General features: G+C 67.5%; 17 protein-coding genes. 9 read left to right on the top strand and 8 right to left on the bottom strand.

What is annotated here, in order from left to right; all coding sequences use genetic code 11:
- The first annotated feature begins 11 nt into the window (after positions 1-11).
- The 3 genes from MU582_09505 (at position 12) to MU582_09495 (ending at position 1,740) form a co-directional block, all read left to right on the top strand.
- Positions 12-374 (top strand): hypothetical protein, encoded by a 363-nt coding sequence (locus MU582_09505; GenBank protein UPK76857.1) that lies wholly within the window; start codon positions 12-14, stop codon positions 372-374.
- Between the two features lie 152 nt (positions 375-526).
- Positions 527-1,453: a Ku protein gene (locus MU582_09500; GenBank protein UPK76856.1), complete on the top strand. Its 927-nt coding sequence runs from the start codon at positions 527-529 to the stop codon at positions 1,451-1,453.
- Between the two features lie 71 nt (positions 1,454-1,524).
- Positions 1,525-1,740 (top strand): hypothetical protein, encoded by a 216-nt coding sequence (locus MU582_09495; protein UPK76855.1) that lies wholly within the window; start codon positions 1,525-1,527, stop codon positions 1,738-1,740.
- A gap of 15 nt (positions 1,741-1,755) precedes the next feature.
- On the opposite strand, the gene MU582_09490 is transcribed toward MU582_09495, so the two are convergent.
- The 4 genes from MU582_09490 to MU582_09475 form a co-directional block, all read right to left on the bottom strand.
- Positions 1,756-1,893, bottom strand: coding sequence for an LPXTG cell wall anchor domain-containing protein (locus MU582_09490; protein ID UPK76854.1), 138 nt, complete (start codon positions 1,891-1,893; stop codon positions 1,756-1,758).
- Positions 1,894-1,907: 14 nt separating this feature from the next.
- Complete coding sequence (locus tag MU582_09485) at positions 1,908-2,807, bottom strand: acetamidase/formamidase family protein (GenBank protein ID UPK76853.1); 900 nt, start codon at positions 2,805-2,807, stop codon at positions 1,908-1,910.
- Positions 2,804-4,027, bottom strand: coding sequence for an amino acid permease (locus MU582_09480; protein UPK76852.1), 1,224 nt, complete (start codon positions 4,025-4,027; stop codon positions 2,804-2,806). Before MU582_09480 ends, MU582_09485 begins: the two co-directional genes overlap by 4 nt.
- 82 nt (positions 4,028-4,109) lie before the next feature.
- The gene (locus MU582_09475) at positions 4,110-5,336 is read right to left on the bottom strand and encodes an FAD-dependent oxidoreductase (protein UPK76851.1); all 1,227 of its coding nucleotides are present in this window, start codon (positions 5,334-5,336) and stop codon (positions 4,110-4,112) included.
- Between the two features lie 85 nt (positions 5,337-5,421).
- On the opposite strand from MU582_09475, the gene MU582_09470 reads away from it, so the two are divergent.
- Positions 5,422-6,024 (top strand): response regulator transcription factor, encoded by a 603-nt coding sequence (locus MU582_09470; protein UPK76850.1) that lies wholly within the window; start codon positions 5,422-5,424, stop codon positions 6,022-6,024.
- A gap of 36 nt (positions 6,025-6,060) precedes the next feature.
- On the opposite strand, the gene MU582_09465 is transcribed toward MU582_09470, so the two are convergent.
- The 3 genes from MU582_09465 to MU582_09455 form a co-directional block, all read right to left on the bottom strand.
- Complete coding sequence (locus tag MU582_09465; protein UPK76849.1) at positions 6,061-7,260, bottom strand: cysteine desulfurase-like protein; 1,200 nt, start codon at positions 7,258-7,260, stop codon at positions 6,061-6,063.
- 25 nt (positions 7,261-7,285) lie between these two features.
- On the bottom strand, positions 7,286-10,432 hold the full coding sequence (locus MU582_09460; GenBank protein UPK76848.1) for an amidohydrolase family protein: 3,147 nt from the start codon (positions 10,430-10,432) through the stop codon (positions 7,286-7,288).
- A 176-nt stretch (positions 10,433-10,608) separates the two neighbouring features.
- The gene (locus MU582_09455) at positions 10,609-11,880 is read right to left on the bottom strand and encodes a GAF domain-containing protein (protein ID UPK76847.1); all 1,272 of its coding nucleotides are present in this window, start codon (positions 11,878-11,880) and stop codon (positions 10,609-10,611) included.
- A 99-nt stretch (positions 11,881-11,979) separates the two neighbouring features.
- Between MU582_09455 and MU582_09450 the strand changes: the two genes are divergently transcribed.
- Positions 11,980-13,791 (top strand): NAD(P)/FAD-dependent oxidoreductase, encoded by a 1,812-nt coding sequence (locus MU582_09450; GenBank protein UPK76846.1) that lies wholly within the window; start codon positions 11,980-11,982, stop codon positions 13,789-13,791.
- Positions 13,792-13,915: 124 nt separating this feature from the next.
- Here the strand turns inward: MU582_09450 and MU582_09445 are convergent, their stop codons facing one another.
- Complete coding sequence (locus tag MU582_09445; GenBank protein ID UPK76845.1) at positions 13,916-14,176, bottom strand: HPr family phosphocarrier protein; 261 nt, start codon at positions 14,174-14,176, stop codon at positions 13,916-13,918.
- A gap of 58 nt (positions 14,177-14,234) precedes the next feature.
- Here MU582_09445 and ptsP point away from each other — a divergent pair, with 58 nt between their 5' ends.
- The 4 genes from ptsP (at position 14,235) to dhaM (ending at position 18,685) form a co-directional block, all read left to right on the top strand.
- Positions 14,235-15,908 carry a phosphoenolpyruvate--protein phosphotransferase gene (ptsP, locus tag MU582_09440; protein ID UPK76844.1) on the top strand — a complete coding sequence of 558 codons (1,674 nt, stop codon included), beginning with the start codon at positions 14,235-14,237 and terminating at the stop codon, positions 15,906-15,908.
- Between the two features lie 747 nt (positions 15,909-16,655).
- Positions 16,656-17,651, top strand: a complete 996-nt coding sequence (gene dhaK / locus MU582_09435) for a dihydroxyacetone kinase subunit DhaK (protein UPK76843.1) — start codon at positions 16,656-16,658, stop codon at positions 17,649-17,651.
- A 3-nt stretch (positions 17,652-17,654) separates the two neighbouring features.
- Entirely contained in the window at positions 17,655-18,275 is a 621-nt protein-coding gene (gene dhaL, locus MU582_09430) for a dihydroxyacetone kinase subunit DhaL (protein ID UPK76842.1), read from the top strand.
- Complete coding sequence (gene dhaM / locus MU582_09425; GenBank protein UPK76841.1) at positions 18,272-18,685, top strand: dihydroxyacetone kinase phosphoryl donor subunit DhaM; 414 nt, start codon at positions 18,272-18,274, stop codon at positions 18,683-18,685. Before dhaL ends, dhaM begins: the two co-directional genes overlap by 4 nt.
- Positions 18,686-18,721: the final 36 nt, after the last annotated feature.

Genomic DNA, 18,721 nt, shown 5'->3' with positions numbered 1-18,721 from the left:
GGGTGTAGACAGTGCGACTGAACCCGTGGCGGCAGCGCTTCGACATCCACGTGTACGTGGCCGAGTACGCGGCTCGCATCGACATCGGACCCGCCATCAGGCGCGTCGAGGGTCCGAACCTCGAGGCGGTGCGTACCGAGGCAGTACGCATGCTGGTCGCACTCGCCGTCGAGCAGGGCCGTGACTTCCGAGTACTGGCGCACGGCCCAGAGGGCGAGACGCCGTTGATGGTCTCAGCCAGCGGCATCGTCACCGTCGACGCGAACACCGCAGCAGGTGACCGCGGCACCACATTGGGTGTCCGGCTGCCGGTGATCGCCATGCTCGTCGTACTCGCAGTCGTCATCGCTTTGATCATGATGCTCGTGCGCTGAGCCCCTGGCCCGACGGTCTCCTCTCCCCCACCGATGAGATTCGCATAGCGGCCACGTCTACCCGTCAGCGAGGCGCGCCTCGCCGCTGTCGTACGGGTTTCTGGTGATCCGCACCTCGGCAAGGGACAATAGCCATCGAGAGGAGTGGTCAGATGCGCGCGATGTGGAAGGGTTCGGTCTCGTTCGGGCTGGTTAACATCCCGATCAAGATGTATGTCGCCACACATCAGCACGACGTGTCGTTCAAGCAGGTACGACGCTCCGACGGTGCCCGGATCCGTTACCGTCGCGTCGCCGAGACCGACGGTGAGGAAGTCGCGTACGGCGACATCGCCAAAGGCTACGAGCTCGACGACGGTTCGATGGTCGTTCTCACCGACGAGGACTTCGCCGAGCTTCCGCTGCCGACCAAACGAACCATCGAGGTACTCGAGTTCGTACCCCTCGACCAGCTCGACCCGGTGTACTTCAACAAGTCGTATCTCCTCGAACCCGAGGGCGCACAGGGCGTCAAGCCGTACGTACTGCTGCGCGAGGCGTTGACCGAGAGCGAGATGGTGGCGATCGTGAAGATCACCATCAGCACCCGCGAGCAGCTGGCCGCGCTGCGCGTACGCGACGACGTGCTGGTCCTCTCGACGATGTTGTGGCCCGACGAGTTGCGCACCGCCGACTTCGACTTCCTCGACCAGGATGTATCGATCCGTCCGCAGGAGCAGGCGATGGCGAACTCGTTGGTCAGCTCCATGTCCGGCGACTTCGACGCATCGGAGTACACCGACGACTTCGCCGACGCACTGCGAGCGATGATCGACGCGAAGCTGGAGGGCGGCGAGGTCACACCTGCGGCAGAGTCCGACGACGGCTCCGGCGACAACGTCGTCGACCTGATGTCGGCACTCCAGGCGTCCGTCGACCGGGCGACCTCCGGCGGTGGCTCGGCCGCAGACGAATCGGATGAGAAGCCCGCCTCGAAGAAGGCGGAGCCCAAGAAGAGCGCCAAGAAGACGACATCTAAGAAGTCGGCCTCCAAGTCCTCGACCAAGAAGAAGTCTGCGTCCGGCAAGCGTTCTGCCTGACGGCGTGCCTCACCGACTTCGCGGCATCGGGCCACGACACTGGTGACGTACGCGATCGAGGAGAGGTAGCGATGTCCGTGGTGATGGGTGCCCGCACCGCCGACGCCGTAGACGATGCGGTCTCGTCGCTGTGCGAGCTGTGCGCGAGCCCCTACGACGTGGCCGACGGTTGGCAGTCGTTGTGCCCCGCCTGCTGCGCCGTCGTCGACGACCACGACGCCGGAAGACATGTCGTACGCACGGTCTCGGCGTGCCCGGCCTGTGTCGGGCTTGCGCAGAGCGCCTGAGCGCCGGGCGCAGCGTCAGACGCCGCCCTCGCGGTGGCGGTTGATCCGTGGCTCGTCGAGGTCGTGATAGTCCATCACATCGTCACGTCGACGCATCACGTACCAGCCTGCGCCGACGATGAGCGCCAGCCCGATCAGCGAAAAGACGATCATGGTGCCTCCTCGCTTCAGGGTACCTTCGCGAGGTCGTCCGGGCACCAAAACGCCGGGAGGAAGACCCGAGCCGTCGCGCGCGGGTTGACGACCTGGCTGATGCGCAGATCGCAGACAACACTCGTCAACCGGTATGCATCTGGCCACGCCAGCTGATGCCAGTCGGCCATCAGTCGCACCGCGTCCTCGAAGGCGTCGTGGACGGCATCGGTCAGCTGCGTACGGCTGGCCAGTACGTGAACACCGTCGTCGGTCACGGCGACGGGCCAGTCACCGAGCTCGGACGCCATGCGTTCCACCCGGAGCACCACCTCACCGCCGATCTCGATGCCGGTGCCTCCGAGCTCGCCGTCGCCCATCGCCGCGTGCAGGTCACCGACCGCGAGGCCGAGCCCGGGCTGATTGGCCCGCAGACACAGGCTCGCGCCCGGTTCGAGGATGCGTGTATCGAGGTTTCCACCGTGTGGACCCGGCACGGAGCTGGGCACGCTCTCCTCGGCGGTCGCGATCCCGAGGATGCCGATCATGGGGCGTAGCGGCACCCCGATCTTCGGCGTCAGCCACGCACGACCGTCGCGTACGTCCAGCAGCCGGGTCGAGGCGTCGTCGATCGTCTCGCCGAGCACGCCGAGGCCGGGAGTCAGCGCCATGACGCCGGGCCCGGCCACGTCGACCCGCTCGATGAACACGCGTACCCAGTCGCCGGCTTCGGTACCTACAACCCTGATCGGCCCACTCGCTCGATTGAACCGGCTCATGTCGATATCGGGGCGCAGCGTCGTCGGAGCCGCGATCTGGCCGTCGTAACAGTCCCGCGTCTCGGCGACGAACGACTCGCCGAGGTCGACCTCACCAACCGGTTCGTACTCGGGCGTGAACGCCGTCAGGGCTTGTGCGCTGCCGAAACGTCTCATGCCCAACCGTCCGGAACGAGGCCCATCGCGGTCATCAGCGAGTAAACGAATGCGAGTCCGAACACCACCACGAGTGTGACCTGGATAGCCGGATGTGACACCCAACCTGCCTGCCACGAAGGCGCGCGATCGCCCGATCGTCTCGCTTGTCGCAGCATCAGCACCGGAACGACCGACATGATCGCCCCGGCGAAGCCGCCCGCGTAACCGAGGGCCGAGACGAACCCGGCGAGGCCGAGGGCCGAGATCAAGAACGGTGGTACGACTATCAGGACGAGCGCGGCCACGCGGTACGCCGGCGCCCCGTGCGCGGGCCAGGAGAATCGGTCGAACACGTTCGTCATCAAGGTGAGTCCGATAGCCCAGAACGACGTCAACATCGCCAGCAGAGCAAAGATGTTGGCCAGGTAGTAGGCGACGTCGCCAAGCTCGTCACCCCACGCGATCGTGACCACCTCCGTGATCCCGTCCGCGCCCATCATGCCGAGCGCGGCGAACGGCACGAGAGCGAGCAGGAACCCGGTCGCACACATCCCCGCGATGATCGCGCCCGGAAGGATACGCGGCGACTGCGCGGCGAGACCTCGCGCGAGCTCGGGAACGGTGTACTGCGCGATGAACGCGAACACCGCGAGGTTCATGATCGGTACGACGTAGTACGGACTGAGCTCTCCGAGGTTGCCGAGGTCGATGCCGGGGCCGATGAACGTCCACGCAATCAGCAACGTGATGATGCCAAGCATGGCAAGGGTGATTGCTTGTTCCGACCGTCCGGTGGCGCGCAGACCGAACCAGATGACCACGACACCCGGAACATAGAACAACGCGCTGCCGACCGTTTCCGGGACGTTGAGCAGATCCGCGAGGATGCTTCCGCTCCCGCTGGCGTACGCGATGAGAGCACCGAGGCCGTTGATCGCGACGCCCGCGAAGATCAGCCACGATCCGACGTTGCCGAGGTACTTACGGGCAAGGCCGGATAGCTGCAGCGGCGTCGATGTACGCAGTGCCACCTCTGCGATGTAGAGCATCGAGACCGTCGTCAGGAAGCCGGCGATCGCCAACGCGATGACGAGTGCCGGGAAGCCACCGTTGCGCGCGCCGTACGGAAGGCTCAGGATTCCGGCGCCGATGTTCGCCCCGAAGATGATTGCGACGCCCTGCCAGAAGGTGATCGACTCGAAGCCGAGGCCCTTGCGCTCCGCAGTGTCGTCGGACATTGGTGCTCCTGTTCTCGCGCGCGATCGCGCGTCGTCGTACGTGATCCCCCGTACGATCCGGCAACTGCGCCGGCCAGGTGGGTCAGCGGCGCCCGAACCGGTCCGGCGCGAACGCCGCCTCATGCAGTGTGGGCGCCTCCTCGACGATGCCGCGCGCGACGAGCTCACCCGTCACGGGCGCCAAGACCAGGCCCCACATGCCGTGTCCCGCGGCGACGACGAGGTCGCGTACGAGCTCGCTGCGACCGATCGAGGGTACGCCGTCGGCCGTGCACGGCCGCAGCCCTGCCCAGGTCTGGATGGTGCGCTTCTCGCGTACGTGCGGAATCCCACGCCGGCCGGCGGCACGGATCGCATCCACCCGTGGGGCGCTGATCGCCTTCGGGTCGCTGCCGAGCTCCAGCGTGCCGCACAGCCGAAGCCGGTCCGCGTATGGAGTCACGACCACTTTCGCCTCCCGCAACGAGACCGGGATGCCCGGTGCAGCACCATCGACCTCCACGTCGACGACGTAGCCCTTGGCGCCCTCCATGGGCATCCGGATCCCCACGCTCTCGCACAGGTCCGCGCTGCCCATCCCGGCCGCGACGACGTACGTGCCCGCGGTGATGCGGCCGTCGACCGTGTCAACGCCCGCGATTCGATCCCCATTGGTCACGAGTCGTGCGCCGGTGCCCCAACGCACCTGAGCACCGTGCTCCTCGGCGGCCTTGAGCGTCGCGCGGACGAACTGCTGGGTGCCGACCTGCGCTTCATCGGGCCGCAGAACCGCCCCGGCGATCTCGCCGAGCGTCGGCTCCAGATCGCGCGCGGCGTCGGCGCTCAGAACGACGCCCGCGTCGTCGGTATGGCCGGCAACGGCACGCTCGAAGCCCTTTTCGGTGAGGAAGACATCCAGTGATCCGTTGGCGGCGTACCCCGTGTCGAAGCCACGCTCGGCGTACGCGGCGTGCATTGCCGTGCTGTACGTCGCGAGCTCGCGCATCCGGGCCGTGAGTCGCCGTGCCCGTGCCGGCGTGGACGCCTTGACGAACCGCGCGAACCAGGGAGCGAGCCGTGGTGCCGGATGCAGATGGAACGGGCTGTCGGGCTGGAACATGTAGCGCATACCCGCGCGTACGTTCGCCGGTGTGGTGAGTGGCTCGACGTGGCTCGGCGCCAACAGGCCGGCGTTCGCGTACGAACAGCCGTTGCCGATGTCGGTGCCCTCCTCCAGCACGATCACCGATGCGCCACGGCTCGCCACCTCGTACGCGATGCTCGCGCCCACCGTTCCGGCACCGATCACCACGACGTCTGCTGAGGTCACCTGCGATGTCCCTTCTGGGTTGGCATGTCCTCTCGACGCTATGTGTGCGACGCCGAGAATGAATCGGTCTGTAAGGATGAGATCCGTGACCATCCGTGTACTCATCGTCGAAGACCATCCCGTCGTACGGCTGGGGCTGAAGACGGTCATCGACGCACAGCCCGATATGGAGGTCGTCGGCGAAGCGGACGCAGCAGAGGATGCGCTGATTGCGGTCGACGACCTGGCACCGGATTTGGTGATCGTTCCGCTCCGCCTCGACGGCGAGCTGCGGGGTATCGAGCTGTGCCGAGAGCTGAAGAGTATGACGCCGGCCCCGCGCGTCCTGATCTACACGTCGTACAACTCTGCGGATGATGCGTCTGCGTCGTTCCTGTCCGGTGCCGACAGCTTCGTACACAAGGGAGAGGACTCAGGTCGCCTGCTCGACACCATTCGTACGACCGTCGAAGGTCGCCGCACCTGGCTGCTCGGCGCCGAGTCCGGCGACGAGTCGGACCGTCTCCGGACCGCCGTCGAACGGTCCGGGCTGACCGAACGCGAACGCGAGGTGCTCGGGTTCATGCTGCAGCGCTTCTCCAACGCCGAGATCGCCAAGGAACTGTTCATCGAGCTGCCGACGGTGAAGACCCATGTGAGCAAGATCCTCGCCAAGCTCGGGCTCCGCAGCCGCCAAGAGCTGTTCTGACCGCCGAGGGGCGTTTGCTGCGCTGAAGCCGGCTCGTCAGCGAGGAGCCAGCTCGCGGACGGCACCGATGAGTCGGTCGATCTCGTCGTCGTTCGTGTACGGCGCCAGGCCGACACGTACGGCGCCCGAATCGCCGAGACCCAGCCTGCGAGATGCCTCGAGCGCGTAGAAGGAGCTTGCCGGTGCATTGATGTCGCGCTCGGCGAGGGAACGGTGCACCTCGGCGGACGGCACCCCGTCGATCGAGAACAGCAACGTCGGCGTACGCCGCTTCGCCCGCGAGTAGATGGTGACGCCGGGTGTCTCGTCCAGCGCTGTCTCCAGGCGTACGCGCAGAGTATCCTCGTGCTTGTCGAGTGCGTCGTACGCGGATCGCAATGCGTCTCTGCGCGCACCGCCGTGACCGAGACCGGCAAGGAAGTCGACGGCCGCCGTCGTGCCGGCAAGTAGCTCGTACGGCAAGGTGCCGAGCTCGAACCGTTCGGGCACCTCGTCGGTCGCCGGGAGAAGCTTGTCGGCGTGCACGGACTCCAGCAACTTCGGACGCGCCGCGAGCACTCCGCAGTGTGGACCGAAGAACTTGTACGGCGAGCAGACGAACACGTCGGCACCGAGCGCATCGAAGTCAACGTGAGCGTGCGGGGTGTAGTGCACGCCGTCGACGAACATGAGTGCGCCGACGGCGTGCGTCGCGGCGGCGATCTCCGGAATGTCGGGGCGGGTGCCGATGAGATTCGACGCAGCAGTGACGGCGACCACCCGGGTGCGGTCGCTGAGTACGGCCTTGAGGCCGTCGACGTCGAGCTCGCCGGTACGCGGGTCGAAGTCGGCCCAGCGAACGGTCGCGCCCGCATGCTCAGCGGCCTGCACCCACGGTCGAATGTCGGCGTCATGATCGAGCCGGGTGACGACGACCTCGTCGCCCGGTCCCCACTCCTTCGCGAGCGCTCGCGAGAAGTCGTAGGTCAGCTGCGTCATGCTGCGGCCGAACACCACTCCCCTGGCCTCGACGCCGACCAGGTCGGCGATCGCCGACCGCGCCGCGCGGACGATGTCATCCGCGCGGCGCTCCGAGTCAGTCACGCGTCCGCGGTTCGCAATCGAGGACCGTAAGGTGTCGGCCACCGCCGCTGCGACGGCCTCGGGCGTCTGCGATCCGCCCGGCCCGTCGAAGTGGGCGACGCCCCCGGCGAGAGATGGAAACTGGCGGCGAACCTCTTCGACATCGAAACCCATGGCGCCACCGTAGCCGCCCGTACGCTCAGCCGGCGCAACACGACTTCCGTGCGTGCTCGACGTACTCCTGGCCGTGCCACCAGAAGCGTTCGTTATCGGCGGGCTCGGGTACGGGCGTGCGGACCTTGCTGGCGGCGATCGAGCCCGACCGCGCCGCGGCGGCCTCGTACGGCTCGAGCAGCTCGTCAACCGAATGTGCGACGCCGGATACGAGCACCCGGTCGACCGCCGCGACATCGGCGATGTTCGAGAGCGGGTCGCCGTCGACGATCGCGAGGTCGGCGTACGCGCCGGCTTTGATTCGTCCGAGCGGTTCGTTCAGGTGGTCGCCCGCGGCGCTCGTTGCAGTCCGCAGTGCCTGCAGCGGAGTGAACCCGTACTTCACCATTGCGCGCAGGTTCATGTGCAGGCTGATCGCGACATGGTCGATCGGCGCATCCGTGCCCGCGATGACGTTGCCGCCGCCTTCGACCATCGCGAGCGCCTGACCCACCTGACGGCGCAGATTCGCCAGCGCCACGGTCTGGTCGGTGTCACGGGCCTCATCGGCGTCGGCTTCCAACGTCGTCATCCGCCACGGCGGGTAGAACGCCCGCGTACGTCGGTCCTCGACCAGCGAACGATCCTCGCCGTAGAGCGCGGACGAACCGAACAGCGTCGGTGTACGCGCCATGTGCGAGGCGTTGAACAACCCGATGACGTCGTCGTACGCGTTGCCGAGCGCCGTGACGGTACGCGAGAACCCGAACCTGTTGGTGGCCCCGGTGTGCTCCATCCCGTCGCCGCCGAAGGCGATCGCCGGGTAGTGATAGTGCGATGTCACGGGGACGCCCATACGGTGCCCGAACGCGATCGCACGTTTGTGCCACATGGCCGGAAGCCGTACGTAGCACTTGATCAGGTCGTACTCGAGCGCCTCTGCACGCTCGAACTCCTTGCCCAGTTGACGGTCGCTGAAGGTGGGTCGCATGAAGTTGTAATAGATCCGGCGGCCGTCGATCGCCTCCCCCGTCGCGAAGTAGCGAGGCCCGAGCCGGGCGCCCGACTGAACGGACTCGCGCTCCTCGACCATGTGGTACGCCGGGCTCCCCGGTGACCTGGTCGTCGTGATGCCCATCGACAACCACATCCGACCCTGCCTGGCACCGTACGCGTAGCCGGCCATCTCGCGATGGTTGTGCATGTCGATCAAACCGGGCATCACGAACCGGTCGCTGGCATCGATCACGGTCCCCTGCCGATCGTCGCGATGGGCCTCCACGGCGACGATTCGCTTGCCCTCGATGACGATGTCGACGTCGCGGCGCACGGAGTCGCTCTCGCCGTCCCACATCACGCCCGCGTGCACGACCGAGCGCTTCGGCGCCTCGGCATTGCGCCAGGTCAATGGGACTCGAACCGTTCGCGGACGTCCGCCGTCGGCGGAGACGGTACGCAAACGCCCGTTGTTGAGGTACAGCAGGGTCTTCGATCCGCCGTCCCACGAAGGCGCGTCGCATACTTCGTCGGTGACCTTGCGCGCCGCCCCGGAAGGCGTGCCGTCCGATTCGACGTCGAGGACGTACAGCGCGCTCTCGGCTGCGAACGCCATCCGGCGACCGTCGGGCGACCACACCGGGCCGTCGTCACCGCGGGTCTGCAACGAGCTGTTCTCGACGGCGTCCACGTAGCGCGCTCTGCCCGATCGCCTCTCAATCAGCAGGATCTTGCTTTGGCCCTCGCGGTATCGCTTCGAGTAGGGCATCACGGCGGCCATCGCGATCACCCGACCGTCCGGCGACCAGGTCGGACGCCCCGGCTCGAAGGTCGCGGGGAAGACCCGCTGCACGTCACTCGACTCGACGTCGACTACCCATAACGCGCCGTCCTGATCGAGGAATGCGATTTCCGTACCGTCCGGCGACCAGGCAGCCGAGAGCGCCGCACGGTCCTCGACATTGGTCACCTGTCGGTCCTTGCCGGTGCGCAGGTCGCGTACCCAGATGTCGAGCGTGCCTGCGCGATCGGTCGAGTACGCGAGTCTGCGGCCGTCCGGCGACCAGGCCGGATCGCACTTCCAGAACTCGTCACGAGTGAGCGCCTGGGGCCGGTCGCCGATCCGCATCACCCAGAGGTCGTTGAGGGCACGGAACGCAACACTCTTGCCGTCGGGAGACAGCACCGGACTGCCGATTCCCTTGACCTGCTGCGGTTTGCGGTCCTCGAACTCTCGGCGTCGACGCCGGTATCGGGCGCGCTTCGGCCGCACCGCTGCGCTGAAGCCGATCGTCTCGTGCGTGTCACTACCGAGGCGTCGAGTACGGATCTGACCGTCGGCTGCGTACACGAACTCGTCATCACTCAGCCACGAGGCTTGGAACGGGAACACCAACTCGTCGCCGGTCAACGGCTCATCGTCGAGTATCAACCGCATCGTGTCGCCGCTCTGCACGTGGTACACAACGCTCGACCCGTCGGGCGTCCACGAGGGCTGGTGGATGACGTCGGGCGCCTCGACCGAGGCAACGGTCTCCCGTGCACCGCTGCGCACGTCGACCGTGTCGATACGGGTGTTGCCGACGACGAAGGCGACCTTCGCGCCGTCCGGCGAGTACGCCGGCTCGAACTCCTCCTCGGCGGTGTCGACGACGGTCGCGATGTTGCCTCTCGCGATATCGAGCTCGTAGATGCCATAGCTGCCGGAGGCGTCGCCGCTGAACAGGATCCGAGCGCCGTCGGCCGACCATCGTGGTTCACGATGGTCGTACGGCCCTTTGGTCAACTGGCGCAATCGGCCGCCGTCGCGGCGTACCGTCCAGAGGTTGAACACACCGTCGCGGTACGACTGGAAGACCAGCTCGCGTCCGTCCGGAGACCATTGCGGTTGCGTGATGTCGTAGAGGTCGCTGGTCAGGCGGCGCGCCGGACCTCCCGAACGCGGTATCACCCACAGCACCCCGAGCAGGTCGAACGCGATGTGCGCACCGTCCGGTGACACGCTCGCCGCCAGGTCCGTTCCCTCGCGGGCGGTGAAATCGCCGCCCTTTTGCCGTGGCCCGGCGACGGCATCCGTCCGGGGCGCTGTTGCGGCGATCGCCGCTGCTGCCCCCGCTCCGGCGAGCAGAGTGCGGCGCGAGACGGCCGGGCCGTCCGGAGTACCGATTCGGTCGTGATCAAGATGGGCGTCGTTCACGTGGACTCCTCGTATGTCGTCCCGAGACATCCGATGCGGGCCCCTGGATGCCCTATTCCCGGGGCGACTCAAACAACAACGTGGAATGCGGCGAACGGTAGGGATTGAGCGACGAGCGGTCGTCGGCAGCGCCGAACAGCGTTGTACGAATCGATTTCTCGCTTGACCGACGGGCTTCAGGCGCGCAGCGCCGTCACCACCGGAGCAGTCGACCCCGGCAGCAGCTCCAGCGGCTCGTCGGGGAGCACGAGCCGCGCGTCGACGTTGTCGGCGAGCCGGTACGGACGCTGCACCAGCATGGGACCGAGGGTGCGACGAAGCCGCGACATCTCGGCGCGCACCGTGACCGTCCGGCTGCGGTCGCCGAACAGATCGTCCGCGAGCTGTGCTGCGGAGCGTCCGTCGCGGTGACGTACGAGCGCGAGCAGGATCTCGGCGTGCCTCGGCGAAGGACGGTGGGTCCAGACGCTGCTCGCGCCTGTCACTTCGACGGAGGGCTCGGACGCCGACAGATCGAGCAGCAGCGAGGTCGCGGAGTCCGGATCCGGCGCATCGCCCTCGAGTACGCGCAGCAGCCACCCGCCAGGCAGCGGCTCCGCTCGCACCATGCCCAGGGCAGGCACCCACTGGTCGCCCGCGGTCATCGCATCGGGCAGTGCGATCTGGGTGGGAGCGACCAGGCCGGTCACCGCGGCGGCCGTGCCGTCCGGAGTGAGCGCCAAAGCCTTACCGCCGACCTTGGCCAGCAACGGAGACGCGAAGGCACGCAGGGCGTTCAGCCGGTCCTGGTGTGCCGCGCGTACCTCTGCCTCGGCCAGGCGGGCGGCGACCGTCACCAACGAGAGAGTGTTGGCGTGTCCTGTGCGCGCCGGGCCACTGAGGTCGACGACGCCGAGCAGCCGGCCGGTGACCGGATCCTTCAACGGGGCCGCCGCACAGGTCCACGCCGTATGTGACTGCGCGAAGTGCTCGGCAGCGTGGATGTGGATCGGCGACCCGGTGACGATGCAGGTGCCGATGGCGTTCGTACCGACGTTGCCCTCGGTCCACGCCGAACCGCCGACGAAGCCGAGACGGTCGGCGTATCTCGAGACGGCGGTGCTTCCCTCGCGCCACAGCACGCGGCCCTCGGCATCGGAGACGACGAGTGCCTGACCGGCTGCGTCGCCGGCCGGCCGCAGGTGCTCACGCAACTGGGGCAGGAGGTCGCGCAGCTGACTGCGCTCGCGTCGCGCCTGCAAGTCGCTCTGCGACAACGGGGCGACCTCGGGCGCGCCGGACGGGTCGAGCCCGTGCGCGCGTACGCGGCGCCAGGAGTCGCCGATCAGCGAGCGCGGACCCGACGTGGCGCCGCTCCCCGACATCGCCGCGTCGCGTACGGCGTGCGTACGCCGGGTGTCGGAGCGCAGATCGGATCGGAGCGCTGTCGCGCGAGGGTCCGAGACCATGATCGCCTCCTACCTGCGCTGCAACCCCGTTGCAACCCTTTCCTGCAGGTCAGCACGGGGTGTGTGCTACCGAACACATGCTATCCGACGGGAGCAGCCATGACGCAGACAATCGAACGGCAGCTGAAATCTGCTCGTGACCGCGTCGACGCGTGGCTCACCGACTTCGAGGCGGCGCTTGTCGCTCGTGACGTCGACGCTGCGAGCCACCTGTTCGCAACGGATAGCTACTGGCGGGACTTGATTGCATTCACCTGGAACATCAAGACCGTCGAGGGGCCTGACGAGGTCGGTGACATGCTCGGGGTGTCACTCGGCCACGTTGAACCCTCCGACTTCAGAGTCAGCGAGGAGCCGGTCGAGTCCGACGGCGTCATCGAGGCGTGGATCGAGTTCGAGACCGGCGTCGGCCGCGGGCGGGGTCACCTCCGGCTCAAGGACGACCTCGCGTGGACGCTGCTGACCACGCTCTACGAGCTCAAGGGGTACGAGGAACCCAAGGGCCGCGCCAGGCCGAAAGGCGCAGAGCACGGCGCCAACCGTGGACGCGAGTCATGGCTCGAACGACGCGAACGCGAGGCTCGCGAGCTCGGGTACCAGCAGCAGCCGTACGTGCTGGTGATCGGCGGCGGGCAGGGCGGCATCGCACTCGGTGCCCGGCTCCGCCAGCTCGACGTACCGACAATCGTGATCGACAAGCATGAGCGTCCGGGCGATCAGTGGCGCGGTCGGTACAAGTCGCTCTGTCTGCATGACCCGGTGTGGTACGACCATCTGCCGTACATCAAGTTTCCCGACAACTGGCCGGTGTTCGCTCCGAAGGACAAGATCGCCGACTGGCTCGAGTCGTACACCAAGGTCATGGAACTCAACTACTGGGGCAAGACCGAGGCGCAACGGGCTAGCTACGATGCCGATGCCGGCGAGTGGACGGTCACCGTCGATCGCGACGGCGAGCCCGTAACCCTCAAGCCGAAGCATCTCGTGCTCGCAACCGGCATGTCGGGCAAGCCGAACCTCCCCGACCTGCCCGGAATGGACGTGTTCAAGGGCGAGCAGCATCACTCCTCGCAGCATCCGGGACCGGACGCGTACGCCGGCAAGCACTGCGTCGTGATCGGCTCCAACAACTCGGCGTTCGACATCTGCGGCGCGCTGTGGGAGAACGGCGCCGACGTGACGATGGTGCAGCGGTCGTCGACGCACATCGTGCGATCCGACACGCTGATGGAGATCGGGCTCGGTGCGTTGTACTCCGAGGAGGCACTCGCCGCGGGGGTCACCACGGAGAAGGCCGACCTGACGTTCGCGTCGCTGCCGTACCGGATCATGCACGAGTTCCAGATCCCGCTGTACGACCAGATGCGCGAACGTGACAAGGACTTCTACGCCTCTCTCGAGGCCGCCGGATTCGACCACGACTGGGGCGACGACGGATCCGGTCTCTTCATGAAGTACCTGCGCCGTGGGTCCGGCTACTACATCGACGTCGGAGCCGCCGACCTCGTCGCGAACGGCGAGGTGAAGCTGGCCAAGGGCCAGGTAGACCATCTCAGCGAGGACGCCGTCGTGCTCGAAGACGGCACGGAACTGCCCGCCGACCTCGTGGTGTACGCGACCGGCTACGGCTCGATGAACGGCTGGGCAGCCGACCTGATCAGCGAGGAGGTCGCCGACAAGGTCGGCAAGTGCTGGGGTCTCGGCTCGGCGACAACGAAGGACCCCGGCCCGTGGGAGGGCGAACAACGCAATATGTGGAAGCCGACCCAACAGCAGGGTCTGTGGTTCCACGGCGGAAACCTGCACCAGTCACGCCACTACTCCCTCTACCTCGCACTGCAACTCAAGGCTCGCCACGAGCAGATCCCCACGCCGGTGTACGACCTCCAGGAGGTACACCACCTGTCGTGACGCTGCGTTCTCCCTACGCTTCGTCACCCGGGGCTCGGCGCGGACCGCACCGCGATAATCGCCCTTTCCGGAGGTGCGATCCGCGCCGATCCCGATCCGGTCCGGTCCGCCGGCTCGAGGCGGCTCAGTCGGCGTCGAGGTCGCGTTCGATCAACGCTGCGATGGCGTCGACGGCAGCCTGGTCGTCGCTGCTCACCTCCACGACATCCCCGAACTTCGCTCCGAGCGTCATGATCAGCAATGACGATGCAGCATCGACGGGCGTACCGCCCGGGTTCGCGATCGTCACGGTGGCCGCCTGCGACCCTGCAGCGTCGGCGATGACGGCAGCTGGGCGGGCATGCAGACCGACCGAGGAACCGACGTGCACCGTCTTGGTGGGCATGGGGTCTCCCTCTGGTCGTGCGCTGTCTGCGCGATGTACGCCCAGTATCGTGCCGCGTATGGCCAACGACGACAACGACCGGGTCATCCGCGGCACTCCGGTCGTACCGGGCATCGCGTACGCGCCTGTGGCGGTCGTCCGCACCGACGTGCCGCGTGAGTTGATCGAGGCATTCGCCGGTCACGGCAGTGTCGAGGAAGCGATGGGCGCCTACGACTCTGCGGTCGACACTGTGGCAGACCGGCTGACCGGCCGTGCGTCGGCCGCCGACGGCGACGCGGCAGAGGTCCTCACTGCGACTGCGGGCATCGCCCGCGACCCCGGGCTCGCCGCCGCGGTACGTACCCGCGTCGAGGGCGGCGATGACCTGCTGGCGGCCGTCTCCGGCGCGATCGCGCAGTTCGCGGATACCTTCACCCAGCTCGGCGGGGTGATGGCCGAGCGAGTGACGGACCTGCACGACATCGAACGCCGGGTCACCGCCGAACTCGTCGGTGCACCCGAGCCGGGCGTACCTCGGCCTGCGGAGCCGTCCGTACTTGTCGCGGTCGACCTCGCGCCGGCGGACACGGCGACCCTCGACCCGGCCACAGCGGTCGCACTCGTCACCGAACACGGCGGGCCCACTAGCCATACGGCGATCATCGCTCGACAACTCGGGATCCCGTGCGTCGTCGGTGCTGTCGGGGTCACCGACGTACCCGCCGCTACGTCGGTGCTCGTCGACGGGTCGGCAGGAACGATTCGGGTGGCACCACCCGAACAGCTGGCGAGCGCGTTGGTCGACGACGACCTTCGCCGCCGAGCGCAGCTCAGGTCGTGGACTGGTCCCGCCGCGACCGCTGACGGGCACCGCATACGACTGCTTGCGAATGTCCACGACGGCGCCTCGGCACGCGCCGCGGCCGACGCTCCGGTCGAAGGTGTCGGCCTGTTCCGTACGGAGATCTGCTTCCTCGATCGCGCCCAGGAGCCGTCCGTAGACGAGCAGGCTGCGGTTTACGGCGAAGTGCTGCGGGCGTTCGGGCCGGATCGACAGGTCGTCATACGTACGCTGGACGCCGGCTCGGACAAACCGCTCGCGTTCGCCGATCAGCCCGCCGAGGAAAACCCCGCACTCGGCGTACGCGGGCTGCGTCTTGCCCGGCGAAATCGGGGCCTACTCGACCGCCAGCTGGAAGCGATCTCGGCGGCCGCTCGCGACTCCGCGACAACACCGCGGGTGATGGCCCCGATGGTCTCCACCGTCGAGGAGGCCCGGTCGTTCGCCGCGAAGGTGCATTCACTCGGACTCGAAGCCGGCGTGATGGTTGAGGTGCCGAGCGCGGCGATCCAGGCCCACCGCATCCTGGAGCACGTCGACTTCGTCTCGATCGGCACGAACGACCTCACGCAGTACACGATGGCCGCCGACCGCCTCTCGGGCGAGCTCGCGTACCTCTCCGACCCCTGGCAGCCCGCCGTTCTGACCCTGATCTCGATGACCGCCGCAGCCGGCGCGAGCGCCCGACACCCGATCGGCGTCTGCGGTGAGGCCGCGGCCGACCCGCTGCTGGCCGCCGTACTCGTCGGAATGGGCGTCACGTCACTGTCGATGGCACCGGCCGCAGTCGCCGCCGTCGGCCAGCGGCTGTCGTCGCTGACCTTGGACACCTGTGAGCGAGCCGCGGCGGCCGCGCTCGGCGCGGCCGACCCGGACGAAGCGCGAGAGGCAGTACGCGGCGTGCTGTGATGCTCCCGCTTCGGTCGTTCGCGGTGCGACCGCCGTCTGCCGGTTCGGCTTCGCTGTCGGCTCTTCGCTTCCGCCGTACGACTACCCGTCTGCCCAGTTCGGCTTCGCCGTCGGCTCTCCGCTTCTACCGTGCGACTACCCGCCGCTTCGGTTCTCGTCGCTGTCGGCATTCCGCTTCTAGGGTGCGACTACCCGGCTGCCCGATTCCCCCGCTGTCGGCTTTCCCTCGTCCTCTGGCTCGGCAAAAGACGCCGCGACGCGGGAGCCGCGGCTACCGGGCTGGATTGCTTGCCGGCTAACCCGTTCCGGTTAGCTTTTGCGGGGTCGGTGGGTGGTCATTTACCAAGTAAACATGGGGAAACTCCACTTTGCATGGCAGGGACACCGTGCAAAGTGACAGGTTGCCGCGCCCGTTGGTACGCCAGTGACTACCGGTACGGAGGTGACGCCGAATCCGAACGTTACCCCGATCCCATATCAAGGTGACGGCAAAACCGCCAAGCAGCCGAACCGAAGCGGCGGCTCCGCGCGTCGCCGCGTCTTTTGCCCAACCGAAGGCGACCGCTCAGCCGACGACGACGAGGAATCGGGCAGGCGGGTAGTCGCACCAAAGGAGTCGGAAAGCCGACAGCGGGCCGAAACCGAGCGGTCGGGTGGTCGCACTGAAGAACGAGCAGCGTCATGCCACACCGAGATTTGCGGTTGTTTCCTTCCCAACCACACCCGCGTTGTGCTCAGATTACGTACATGAAGAAGTTGATCAACGATCCTGCCGACGTCGTGGCCGAGTCGCTGCGGGGAGTCGAGCTGGCGCACGGCGACCACGTCCGCGTCGACCACGACAACCGCATCGTCTACCGCCGCGACACCCCGCGTCCCGGCAAGGTCGGGTTGGTTTCCGGCGGAGGCTCGGGCCATGAGCCCATGCACGGCGGGTTCGTCGGCGTCGGCATGCTCGACGCGGCGTGCGCGGGCGAGGTCTTCACCTCCCCGGTGCCCGACCAGATGACCGCCGCGACGGAGACCGTCGACGGCGGTGCCGGTGTCCTGCACATCGTGAAGAACTACACCGGCGACGTGATGAACTTCGAGATGGCCGCCGAGCTCGCCGGCGACGTCGACGTACGTTCCGTCGTCACCAATGACGACGTCGCCGTCCAGGACTCCACGTTCACCGCCGGGCGACGCGGGGTCGGCGCGACGGTACTGCTGGAGAAGCTCGTAGGCGCGGCTGCCGAAGAGGGGCAGTCTCTCGACGACGTGCACGCACTCGCCGTACGCGTGAACGATTCGGCGCGCAGCATGGGCGTTGCGCTCACATCCTGCACCGTTCCGAGTGCTGGCAAGCCGACGTTCGAGCTCGGCGACGACGAGATCGAGGTCGGCATCGGAATCCACGGCGAGCCGGGCAGGGAACGCAAACCGCTCGCACCCGCACGCGACGTGGCGGCGATGCTCGTCGAGCCGGTGCTCGCCGATCTGCCACACGACCGCGGCGACTCGGTGATCGCATTCGTCAACGGCATGGGCGGTACGCCGCTGATCGAGCAGTACGTGATGTTCAACGAGGTCTCCAGGCTCCTCGGTGACGCCGGCCTGACGGTCGCGCGGTCGCTGGTGGGCAGCTACATGACCTCGCTGGAGATGGCCGGCTGCTCGGTCACCCTGCTGCGCTGCGACGACGAGCTCGTACGTCTGTGGGACGCCCCGGTCAACACGCCCGGCCTGCGCTGGGGCGCGTGACCGATGGCCGCGAGTATCTCCGACCTCGAGAGCTGGCTGCGCACCTACGCAGCGACGATCCACGACAACACGGCGTACCTCACCGAGCTCGATGCCGCCGTCGGCGATGCCGATCACGGTACGAACATGGACCGCGGCATGCAGAAGGTCGTCGGCGTACTCGACGACGAGTCGTACGAGACCGCTGACGCGCTGTTCAAGAAGGTCGGCATGACTCTGGTGAGCGCCGTCGGCGGCGCGAGCGGGCCGCTGTACGGCACCTTCTTTCTCCGGATGGCAACAGGCGTCGGTGCGGTCGACTCCGTCGACGCGGCAGCATTCGGCGTTGGCCTGCGCGCCGGGGTCGAGGGAGTTCTCGCCCGCGGCAAGGCCGAGCTCGGCGACAAGACGATGTACGACGCGTGGGCACCCGCGCTCGGCGCATTCGACGGCACCGAAGGAGGCCTCGGCGAGAAGCTCGCTTCAGCGGCGGCCGCAGCCGCGAAGGCTCGAGACGACACCGCCGCACTCGTTGCACGCAAAGGCCGCGCCAGCTATCTGGGCGAACGCAGCGCAGGCCATCTCGATCCCGGGGCGGTAAGCACGGTGATGCTCATCGAGGCGGCCAAGGAGACGTTGACGTGACCGTCGGGATCGTCGTCGTATCGCACAGCAGACCACTGGCCGACGCGGCCGTCGCACTCGCCGCACAGATGGTGCAGGGCGACCTTCCGCCGATCGAGATCGCGGCGGGCACCGACGACGGATCGCTCGGCACAGACGCAACCGCCGTGCACGCAGCGATCGAGTCACTCAGCGACACCTCTGGCATCCTCGTACTCCTCGACCTGGGCAGTGCGGTGATGAGCGCCGAGACTGCGTACGAGCTGCTCGACCCAGATCTCGCAGAACGCGTGCACTTGTCGAGTGCGCCCCTGGTCGAGGGGTTGTTCGGCGCCGTCGTACGCGCATCGACCGGCGGCGACCTCGAAGCCGTCGCCGCGGAGGCGAACCGCGGGCTGCTGCCGAAGCAGGTTCACCTCGACCAGAGCTGAGTCGTCGCTCCCGTACCGCGGAGTCGGCGGCACGGG

The sequence above is a fragment of the Nocardioidaceae bacterium SCSIO 66511 genome, from assembly GCA_023100825.1.
Classification (GTDB): Bacteria; Actinomycetota; Actinomycetes; order Propionibacteriales; family Nocardioidaceae; genus Solicola.
This window is presented reverse-complemented; position numbering and strand designations above follow the sequence as displayed.

Excerpts from the sequence above, each read along its gene's own strand:
- MU582_09500 (UPK76856.1), top strand. The coding sequence starts at position 527 with ATGCGCGCGATGTGGAAGGGTTCGGTCTCGTTCGGGCTGGTTAACATC.
- MU582_09495 (UPK76855.1), top strand. The coding sequence starts at position 1,525 with ATGTCCGTGGTGATGGGTGCCCGCACCGCCGACGCCGTAGACGATGCG.
- MU582_09490 (UPK76854.1), bottom strand. The coding sequence starts at position 1,893 with ATGATCGTCTTTTCGCTGATCGGGCTGGCGCTCATCGTCGGCGCAGGC.
- MU582_09485 (UPK76853.1), bottom strand. The coding sequence starts at position 2,807 with ATGAGACGTTTCGGCAGCGCACAAGCCCTGACGGCGTTCACGCCCGAG.
- MU582_09480 (UPK76852.1), bottom strand. The coding sequence starts at position 4,027 with ATGTCCGACGACACTGCGGAGCGCAAGGGCCTCGGCTTCGAGTCGATC.
- MU582_09465 (UPK76849.1), bottom strand. The coding sequence starts at position 7,260 with ATGGGTTTCGATGTCGAAGAGGTTCGCCGCCAGTTTCCATCTCTCGCC.
- MU582_09455 (UPK76847.1), bottom strand. The coding sequence starts at position 11,880 with ATGGTCTCGGACCCTCGCGCGACAGCGCTCCGATCCGATCTGCGCTCC.
- MU582_09450 (UPK76846.1), top strand. The coding sequence starts at position 11,980 with ATGACGCAGACAATCGAACGGCAGCTGAAATCTGCTCGTGACCGCGTC.
- MU582_09445 (UPK76845.1), bottom strand. The coding sequence starts at position 14,176 with ATGCCCACCAAGACGGTGCACGTCGGTTCCTCGGTCGGTCTGCATGCC.
- ptsP (UPK76844.1), top strand. The coding sequence starts at position 14,235 with ATGGCCAACGACGACAACGACCGGGTCATCCGCGGCACTCCGGTCGTA.
- dhaK (UPK76843.1), top strand. The coding sequence starts at position 16,656 with ATGAAGAAGTTGATCAACGATCCTGCCGACGTCGTGGCCGAGTCGCTG.
- dhaL (UPK76842.1), top strand. The coding sequence starts at position 17,655 with ATGGCCGCGAGTATCTCCGACCTCGAGAGCTGGCTGCGCACCTACGCA.